At 38.1% G+C, this 1,049-nt stretch carries 2 protein-coding genes; both read left to right on the top strand.

Annotation, left to right across the window (positions count from 1 at the left end; all coding sequences use genetic code 11):
* The first annotated feature begins 140 nt into the window (after window positions 1–140).
* Complete coding sequence (locus tag BV214_RS16575; protein ID WP_086478610.1) at window positions 141–473, top strand: type II toxin-antitoxin system RelE/ParE family toxin; 333 nt, start codon at window positions 141–143, stop codon at window positions 471–473.
* A gap of 11 nt (window positions 474–484) precedes the next feature.
* Complete coding sequence (locus BV214_RS16580) at window positions 485–817, top strand: helix-turn-helix domain-containing protein (RefSeq protein WP_086478611.1); 333 nt, start codon at window positions 485–487, stop codon at window positions 815–817.
* The last annotated feature ends 232 nt before the right edge of the window (window positions 818–1,049 follow it).

Consider the following 1,049-nt stretch of genomic DNA (forward strand, 5'->3'; position numbering starts at 1 on the left):
CTGTGAGAGGCTCGGGGTGAAATTCCCCTTGCCTACTCGACGCCAAACCGTTATCTTTAATGCTGACCAAAAAAATAAAAGTTTCCATATAAATCAACTTTTTTGTTTATATTTGTCTCATAAAAGTACGCGCAAACCGTATGGAAAAAAGATTTGAAGTCGTCTTTCTTGAGCAAGCTATTGACTTTATGTCAAAGGTCGACAAGAAAGCACAAATGAAAATTTATTATAATCTTGACAAGGCCACATTTGGACTTGACCCAAAACTGTTCAAAAAACTAACGGACGATATTTGGGAGTTTAGGACAAAATACAGAGGACTTCAATACCGACTTTTCGCATTTTGGGACAGAACTGGAAAAACCGAAACGCTTGTGATTTCTACACACGGAATGGTCAAAAAAACGGACAAGGTACCTAAAGCTGAAATCGAAAAAGCAAAACAGATTCGGACCGAATATTTCGAGCAATAAAAAATAAAGTTATGGCAACAAAAAATAAAATGATGAAAATGATGACCCTTGACCAAATGAAGGACAAGGACATTGGAAAAATCGGAACAGCAGACCGGGACAAGTATGAATTCGATTTGCGAATGGAGGTTTTGGGCGAAATGATTAAGTCCGTCCGAAAAGAACGGAAATTGACCCAAGAACAACTTGGTGAATTGATTGGAGTTCAAAAGTCACAAATTTCTAAACTGGAGCGCAGCGCAAAAAACGTAACGATTGAAACGATTTTAAAAGTGTTTAACGCACTAAAGGCGAACATAAAGTTCAGTGTACAAATGAATGACTCGGAATTCAAGGTTGCGTAAAAAAGCACCAAAGATAACAATACCTATAGTAAATAGGGCGGTAAGTACTGAATCTATTAGCTTGGTCTTGTTTGCGAAGTCCGCCAAATCTTTTGATTTGGCTTTTATAAAACGAAAGTTAAAAAGAAATAAAAAGCTTTGGCTAAGCGCAGACGGAGACTATTCGTTTCCCTGCCTGCCCTACTTGCCATAGCCTTAACGTCAGACTGCGCAACAACCTTCCTTTTCTTAA

The sequence above is a fragment of the Arenibacter amylolyticus genome (assembly GCF_002150785.1).
Lineage (GTDB): Bacteria > Bacteroidota > Bacteroidia > Flavobacteriales > Flavobacteriaceae > Arenibacter > Arenibacter amylolyticus.

Bases quoted from the DNA above. Each gene is read 5' to 3' on its own strand.
- BV214_RS16575 (WP_086478610.1), top strand. From the start codon at position 141: ATGGAAAAAAGATTTGAAGTCGTCTTTCTTGAGCAAGCTATTGACTTT.
- BV214_RS16580 (WP_086478611.1), top strand. From the start codon at position 485: ATGGCAACAAAAAATAAAATGATGAAAATGATGACCCTTGACCAAATG.